This is a genomic window from Ignatzschineria sp. PL_is040, from assembly GCF_055813795.1.
The window spans coordinates 1-421 of the sequence record NZ_JBVPGU010000043.1; the positions used below are offsets into that span (position 1 = coordinate 1).

1 protein-coding gene is annotated in these 421 nt (G+C 43.2%); it reads right to left on the minus strand.

Features of this window, described 5'->3' with window-relative positions:
- Nucleotides 1-240: 240 nt before the first annotated feature.
- Nucleotides 241-421 (minus strand): hypothetical protein (locus AC0SAP_RS10370; RefSeq protein WP_473384109.1); only part of this gene is annotated, 181 nt, incomplete at its 5' end.

A 421-nucleotide genomic window follows, 5' to 3' on the forward strand; every position in this document is an offset into this window, starting at 1 on the left:
TGTGAGAGTAGGTCAACCCCAGGGCTTCATTAAGAGCTCCTAGCTAATTAGCTAGGAGCTTTTTCTTTGTCTGGATTTTTTATTCTTAAGAAAGCTCCTGGAGCTGCGGGAACCCACTACTTCATTTTTATTACTAGAGCATGCTCGCAGTTTGGGCATTTTAATGCCCATTGCCGGCCTGCAATTCTTGAAAGTATGCAGTAGTGATTCCCGGCAACTCATCAGCCTTTGTTGTTTCAACTAATCCTCTTTATGATTCTTAAGAAGGTTCATGGAGCTGCGGGAACCGACTACTTCATTTTTATTACTAGTGCATGCCCGCAGTTTGGCATCTTCGATGTCGATTGCCGGCACATAACTTCTGGAAGAACACGGTAGTAAGACCCGGCAATTCATCAGTCTCTTATAAAGATAAGAAATG